Raw genomic sequence first — 6,617 nt, forward strand, 5'->3', positions numbered from 1 at the left:
AGGTTCATCCGCTCGACTTGCATGTATTAGGCACGCCGCCAGCGTTCGTCCTGAGCCAGGATCAAACTCTCCATAAAAATGGTGAGCTGATTAAGCTCTTACGTTAATAAATTGACAGTCGCTTCACGCTGCATCCTGTGCAGGCTCCGCTGACTTTTTTATGGTGACATTCGTCACCTTTTTCGCTTGGCTTTTGTTCAGTTTTCAAAGAACTCGCGTCGCTCATTGGCGACTTTTCTAATATAACACAAAGATCAAAACAGGTCAACATAAAATAAAATTATATTTTCCTTAAAAGGCTTGTCCCTTTGCGCGGTTCCAATAATATAGCATGTTTATTGATCCGGTGTCAACATCATTTTTCTATATGAATTATTGCATTTTTTTCCTCGTACGGGGAAGAAGATAGTTTACGCTTTCCTTTGGCGTGACAAGCCTTTTATAAATGCTGAATACAATTTGATACTTCTCCTCCATCGCCCGTTTCACAAGCTCATCAATCCGCGGATCCGATAAATCCAATAATATTTCTTCCATCTCTCTCTTTAGCATATATTCCACTTCTTGCGCTTCTTTTTGATTTAATAAAAGACCTAACACCATTACCACCTCGACAATTGTGACTTTTCAACAGAACAGCAACGGTCATTTTTCAACCTTTTGCTGATATCTTCTAAATTATTTTCGATAGAGGCTCATTTTATTCATATCCTGTCCCCCTTTCCGCATACATTGTTCATAAACAAGGAAGAGGAGGACAACCAATGAGATTTGTATGGGTAGTTCACGCCAAGCGATTAAAGCAAGCATCCCTTATTGTAATCGCAGCCTTATTTACAGCGGGCTTGTTATATGTAGAGCGCTCTCATATTATGGTTTTTTCTACTGAGGACGGGCCGCAAGCTTTTTATAAAGCAGAAACCGATGACCAGGTGATTGCCTTAACCTTTAATATCAGTTGGGGGGAAAGCAGAGTAAAACCGATTCTCGACATTCTTGAACAGAAGCAGGTGGATCATGCCACCTTCTTTGTCTCGGCGTCGTGGGCGGAGAAATACCCGGACTTAGTGAAGGAAATCAAAGATCGTGGACACAGCATCGGGAGCCACGGCTATCAATACAAGGATTATACAAATTGGGATGATGAACAGGTTAGAAAGGATATCGTCCGTAGCGGAAATGTGTTGAGTGAAATCATTGGAGAGAAGCCAACCTTGCTCAGACCTCCAAATGGAACATTCGATAAGCGCGTGTTGACCGTCGCCGAAGGACAGGGCTACAGTGTCGTGCATTGGAGTATCGATTCCAAGGATTATCAGAACCCCGGCGTGGAGACGATCGTTGAAACAGTCGTACCGCATACGGAGTCTGGAGATGTATTACTCTTTCATGCCTCTGATTCTGTTAAACAAACCCACAAAGCCTTACCGATTATTATTGACCAGCTTCGTGATAAAGGCTTCACCTTCAGCAGCATCGAAGACTTAATGGCAAACACGAAATCAACAAATGAAGAAATCCACTAAGCAATAAAACAAGCGGAATCTCAAAGGGCGATTGCCACTCTCTGAAATTCCGCTTTTCGTTTTTATGAAGCGGGCTGGCCCGATAATCGGTGAAGGATCAATAATTGCCATGTATTTCCGACAATGAGCGGCGTAAAATAAAGCCAGAGCCACTTCGTATCATTCACTGTTAAGGCAGGAACCCATTCAATCGTCGTGACGACCACAATAAAAAATAAGGCCGGAATAAAGGCACTTTGATTTGTGCCACGTGCTTTTAAATAAGCAATCACTAAACCATAAACAAGCAGCAGGACAGGAATGATCATATAACCAAACATCGTTTCTCCCGGCTCCGCAAAGGCGATATATCGAAAATAGAACAAATCAAACAGCACGAAAGCAATCAGGACAATTTGCACATAGTTCCACAATTTATGTGATTTAAACAGGCCAAGACCGAAGCGGTGAACCGTTAAATACGCAAAAAAGCCCATTTGGCTAATAAGCGAAAAAGCGGCACTCATCCCTAAAAGCCAAATCACCCCGACAATCAAATTGGCCGCGCCCCCTGACAGATACATTTCATAGTCAAAGGCAAACCCCACGATGGCTCCACTGACACTTCCAATGATGAGAGTGGTAAAAAATAAATAAACCACTTTTCGACTATTCACAAGCTTTTCCTCCAATTTACACTATTCCTTTCATGATTGTAACAAGCTCGCTTTAAAAATGCCAGTTGTTCAGTTACACGCATGCATAAAATGCGTGGAAATGTCTCAAATTAATGACAAAAGAACGGAAAGGAGCCGCACGCATGAAAAGGATTATGTATGTTCTTTTAGGTTGCCTGCTACTCCCCCTGGTCCTGACGAGTTGTGCAGCGGCTGAGAATGGTGGAAATAGCAGTCCTGATTATGAAAACACAAAAAAAATGATGGTGGATATGCTGAAAACCGATGAAGGAAAAGCAGCCATTCAAGAATTGATGCATGACGAAGAGCTGCGTCAGGAGATTGTGATGGATAATGCGTTTGTGAAGCAAGCCATCCAGGAGACACTAACTTCTGAAGCGGGTAAGAAGTTTTGGCAGGAGACGATGAAAGATCCTGAATTTGCTAAAACGTTTGCCGAAAGCATGCAGACCGAAAATGAAAAAATGTTAAAAGCGCTAATGAAAGATCCTGAATATCAGGGAATGATGATGACAATTCTTCAGGACCCGGAAATGGAACGAGCCGTCCTGGAAACGTTAAAATCGAAGGAATACAGACAGCAAGTCATGAACATTATGTCTGAGTCATTTGAAAGCCCGTACTTCACCGCAAAGGTAAATGAAATCTTAACAAAGGTTGCCGAACAGCAAATGGAAAAGCAGGATGAGGGCGGTAATCAGCAGAATGAACAGCAAGGAGGAGAAGGCGGTCAGGAAGGCGGAGGCGGAGGAGCCTCTGGCGGAGGCACTTCTTCATAAAACCTATGAGGCTGGGACAAAAGGTTGTTTTTCACCTTTTTCCCAGCCTCTCTAAGCAATGAGCGGAACCGCCACGATCTTTTAAAGCCCGTTGTGAGCGGGTTTCTCACAACGGGCTTGTGGCGTGTGTGCGAGCGGTGCTCGAACTTGTCCCAAACAAACCGGGTGGCTCTTTTATGTTGTTTTTTCAATAACCCGTTTTGCAATTTGCGTATAAATGTCGCCAATCGGGTGGTCGGCCGGATAAATAGAAGGAGCAAAATCCTCTTTGTCGATTTCTGGCTGGCCTAAAGGAATCTGACCGAGCAAATCGGTTTTCAGCTCATCCTTCAGACGTTCGCCGCCACCTTTGCCGAATACATATTCTTTTTCGCCGGTCAGCTTACTTTCAAAATACGCCATATTCTCGATAACCCCGATAATTTCATGATTCGTCTTAATCGCCATCGATCCGGCCCGGGCTGCGACAAAAGCAGCCGTCGCATGAGGCGTCGTCACCAAAATTTCCTTTGAATGCGGCAGCATCGTATGAATATCAAGCGCTACATCGCCGGTACCAGGCGGCAAATCAAGGATTAGATAGTCCAGCTCTCCCCATTCAACCTCGCTAAAAAACTGGTTCAGCATTTTACCGAGCATCGGTCCCCGCCAAATGACAGGCGCATTATCCTCGACAAAGAAGCCCATTGAGATGACCTTAACACCAAAACGCTCCACAGGATAAATACGATCTGCAATGACTTGGGGACGCGCCTCAATTCCCATCATATCCGGTACGCTAAAGCCATAAATATCTGCATCAATAATGCCGACTCTTTTTCCCAGCCGGACAAGGGTTGTCGCCAAATTAACGGAAACGGTCGATTTTCCAACCCCTCCTTTCCCGCTCGTCACTGCAATAAATGTTGTCTGATTATCTGGGGAAAGCAGTGGAGGGCCTTGGAAAGCAGCTCCTTTTAGTCCGCCAAGCTGCTTGATCTCATCTTCCGTTAAATTATCAAAACGCAGACCAACAGCCGTCGCCCCTTCTCCCTTTAGAATATTGACGATCTCCTGTTGAATCTGCATTTGTTCAGCTGTTCCGGTTTTAGCCAAAGCCACCTTTAAACTGACCCGTCCATCCTCTTTAATGCTAACCTCCCGGACACCGCCCGTCTCGACAATGCTTTTATTAAGGTCGCGATCTTTGACCCGCTGTAATGCTTCCATAACTGTTGCTTCATTTATCAATACGGACACCTTCCTTTTTCCAATATATGCTTAGTATAGCATACTCCCCTTTCAGATGAATCCGTTTGCAGTCAGTTTTCCTGCTCCGGGACTTCCTCGTTCGTATAAAAACGCATAATTCCCTGGTAAATCGAGGCCGCCACCTTCTCCTGATAATCCTCTGTTTCAAGAAGTTCCGCCTCTGTCGGATTCGATAAAAAACCAGCTTCAACGAGCAAGCCCGGGATTTCCGCATGCTTTAACAAAAAGACATTATGAATCGGCTTCGCCTGTCTCGTCGTATTTTCAAGGTTGCGGCGGATTTCGTCCTGAACAAATTTGGCAACTGCCTCATTTTCAGGAATAGTACGGTTGTAGAAAGTCTGGGCTCCTCTCCACTTCGGGGACGGGATCGCATTCATATGAAGGCTGACAAACAAGTCCGCTTCCGACTCATTAATGATCTCCACTCTCCGCTTCAAATCCTCGACTTTCCGCTGCCGGATTTGCCTTGTATCGTCTCCAGCTAAGTCACGGTCTTCCTCCCTCGTCATCAGTACAAGCGCTCCTGCCTCCTGGAGATAGTCACGCAGTTTCTCGCTAATAAGCAAGGTGATATCCTTTTCCTGCAGACCGGCGCGCGACACAGCGCCCCCATCCACTCCCCCATGCCCCGGGTCAACGACAATCACTTTTCCTGATAAAGGAAGATTCCATGTTGACCACGAGTCATTTGTAATAAATTGATATTGGATAATGAATAATAAGCTCACGACTGCCACAGCAAAAGCGCAGCCTTTTATCCATTTTTTCAGATTCACTCCCATCCCTCCTTGTCCCTTCTGTTCTATATATATTTGGACAAAGAATAGATTATGAAGTGATTTTAGCCGATGCGCGCCCTTCTTAGTGAAGCCGCAGGCGATGCTGCCGCTCCGCTTCCTTAAAGCCGCGATTCCACCATGTATCGACAAAGCTCTCCGTTGCCACCTTCAAAGAATCGAGCACATACTCATTATCAAGCAGCCACCCTTGGAGCAGGGTGAAGATCGCGTGGGTAATGTCAATCAGTTCCTCCTCACAGCGCTGCTTCACTTCTTCCTCGGACTCACCGAGATAGCCGAAGCGTCCATATTCCGCCCCGAGCAAATACGCATCAATCGCCATATCCATACATGGGTCGACCAAAAATGGATGCGATAAAAAATAAAAAGGTACCACCGTTTTAAATTGGGCCTCCACTGAAGCTTTTATTTCCTTTAATGATAACTTTCGTAACAGGCTCCGTTCAAATTTCCACTGCTTCTCCCGACGTCTCTCTGCTAATGTTGTGACAACTGTCATTCCTTCTCCACTCCCATTGCTTTTTCTTTTTAGTATGAGGCGCGGCTAAGCGGCACATGCAGTGGAAATGCTGTTGAAATTGCCCAAACGGCCCTCTGGCATTACTAAAAAGCAGTGAACTGGTTGCTGATTTGGAAGTATTTATCCTTTTTTCAAGGGGTATTTTTGCGAAAAATGATCGATAATATAGTATCCATATTCTCACGATGACTAAAGGTGTTGATAGTATGAAAAAATGGCTTACCATGGTTTTTCTCCCTGTTCTTTTGCTGCTCTTCCTCTCTTCACCCATCCCGGCTGGCGCCGATCCTTCTATTATTGATTCATACGATGTCGTCATTGATGTCGGGCATGGAGGCGTTGATGGAGGGACATCGGCAAATGGTGTGTTGGAAAAGGATCTCAATTTGATCTTCGGACGGAAGCTGATGAAGGAGCTGCAGCAAAAATCATATCACGTTGGTATCACGAGATTAGACGATTATTCCTTAAGCGATGACAGTCCATTCCCCCATCTTCGCCGCCATCTGAGGGATTTAAGACAGAGAAAATTAATTGCGGATGCGCTCAAGCCGAAAGTATTTATCAGCCTGCATGTTAACTGGTCTAAACATAAACAGCGGAGAGGTCCTCTCATCATTTATCAGGTAAGTGGAAAAAGCTATCATCTCGCACGTATCGTTCAGGAGCACTTAAACAACTATTACAAAATCGATAAACATCCGCAAAGGGGCAATCCTTACTTTTTAATGAAGCACCTTGATATGCCCTCGATTATCGTCGAGTTAGGGTATATTAGCAACGGCGAGGATTTTCACGTATTAACAGATGAACAATCACAAAATGAAATCGTCTCCGTACTCGTTCATGCGATTGACGAGTACCTCCTTCTTTACCCGGCAGAGGGGGCGTGAATATTTTTAATTCTCCCTCTACCCGGATTGCTCTTCCATTGAAATCGAGTAGGAGGGGGCGACTAACCCCCGACCTCTCACACCACCGTACGTACGGATCCGTATACGGCGGTTTCAGTTAAGTCTGACGAAGGGTTTCATAACGTTCCAGTACGCTCTTGAGCCCTT

General features: G+C 45.0%; 8 protein-coding genes and 1 rRNA gene. 3 read left to right on the forward strand and 6 right to left on the reverse strand.

Features of this window, described 5'->3' with window-relative positions:
• A 16S ribosomal RNA gene (locus M3202_RS21795) occupies nucleotides 1-77 on the reverse strand; the annotation flags it as partial.
• Between the two features lie 295 nt (nucleotides 78-372).
• Nucleotides 373-600, reverse strand: a complete 228-nt coding sequence (locus M3202_RS21800; RefSeq protein ID WP_251225323.1) for a hypothetical protein — start codon at nucleotides 598-600, stop codon at nucleotides 373-375.
• Nucleotides 601-764: 164 nt separating this feature from the next.
• Between M3202_RS21800 and pdaB the strand changes: the two genes are divergently transcribed.
• Entirely contained in the window at nucleotides 765-1,526 is a 762-nt protein-coding gene (gene pdaB, locus M3202_RS21805) for a polysaccharide deacetylase family sporulation protein PdaB (RefSeq protein WP_251225324.1), read from the forward strand.
• A gap of 62 nt (nucleotides 1,527-1,588) precedes the next feature.
• Here the strand turns inward: pdaB and M3202_RS21810 are convergent, their stop codons facing one another.
• Nucleotides 1,589-2,182 (reverse strand): KinB-signaling pathway activation protein, encoded by a 594-nt coding sequence (locus M3202_RS21810; RefSeq protein ID WP_251225325.1) that lies wholly within the window; start codon nucleotides 2,180-2,182, stop codon nucleotides 1,589-1,591.
• 143 nt (nucleotides 2,183-2,325) lie between these two features.
• Between M3202_RS21810 and gerD the strand changes: the two genes are divergently transcribed.
• Nucleotides 2,326-2,982 carry a spore germination lipoprotein GerD gene (gerD, locus tag M3202_RS21815; protein ID WP_251225326.1) on the forward strand — a complete coding sequence of 219 codons (657 nt, stop codon included), beginning with the start codon at nucleotides 2,326-2,328 and terminating at the stop codon, nucleotides 2,980-2,982.
• Nucleotides 2,983-3,156: 174 nt separating this feature from the next.
• On the opposite strand, the gene M3202_RS21820 is transcribed toward gerD, so the two are convergent.
• The 3 genes from M3202_RS21820 to M3202_RS21830 form a co-directional block, all read right to left on the reverse strand.
• On the reverse strand, nucleotides 3,157-4,212 hold the full coding sequence (locus M3202_RS21820) for an Mrp/NBP35 family ATP-binding protein (protein ID WP_251225329.1): 1,056 nt from the start codon (nucleotides 4,210-4,212) through the stop codon (nucleotides 3,157-3,159).
• A gap of 71 nt (nucleotides 4,213-4,283) precedes the next feature.
• Nucleotides 4,284-5,006, reverse strand: coding sequence for an N-acetylmuramoyl-L-alanine amidase CwlD (gene cwlD / locus M3202_RS21825; RefSeq protein ID WP_251225330.1), 723 nt, complete (start codon nucleotides 5,004-5,006; stop codon nucleotides 4,284-4,286).
• Nucleotides 5,007-5,097: 91 nt separating this feature from the next.
• Nucleotides 5,098-5,535, reverse strand: coding sequence for a YbaK family protein (locus M3202_RS21830; protein WP_251225327.1), 438 nt, complete (start codon nucleotides 5,533-5,535; stop codon nucleotides 5,098-5,100).
• A 227-nt stretch (nucleotides 5,536-5,762) separates the two neighbouring features.
• On the opposite strand from M3202_RS21830, the gene M3202_RS21835 reads away from it, so the two are divergent.
• A complete protein-coding gene (locus M3202_RS21835; protein WP_251225328.1) occupies nucleotides 5,763-6,449 on the forward strand; it encodes an N-acetylmuramoyl-L-alanine amidase family protein in 687 nt (228 codons plus the stop codon).
• Nucleotides 6,450-6,617: the final 168 nt, after the last annotated feature.

It is taken from the genome of Halalkalibacter oceani (assembly GCF_023715605.1).
In the GTDB taxonomy this organism is placed as follows: Bacteria; Bacillota; Bacilli; order Bacillales; family Bacillaceae_D; genus Halalkalibacter; species Halalkalibacter oceani.

Excerpts from the sequence above, each read along its gene's own strand:
- M3202_RS21835 (WP_251225328.1), top strand. The coding sequence starts at position 5,763 with ATGAAAAAATGGCTTACCATGGTTTTTCTCCCTGTTCTTTTGCTGCTC.
- M3202_RS21830 (WP_251225327.1), bottom strand. The coding sequence starts at position 5,535 with ATGACAGTTGTCACAACATTAGCAGAGAGACGTCGGGAGAAGCAGTGG.
- pdaB (WP_251225324.1), top strand. The coding sequence starts at position 765 with ATGAGATTTGTATGGGTAGTTCACGCCAAGCGATTAAAGCAAGCATCC.
- gerD (WP_251225326.1), top strand. The coding sequence starts at position 2,326 with ATGAAAAGGATTATGTATGTTCTTTTAGGTTGCCTGCTACTCCCCCTG.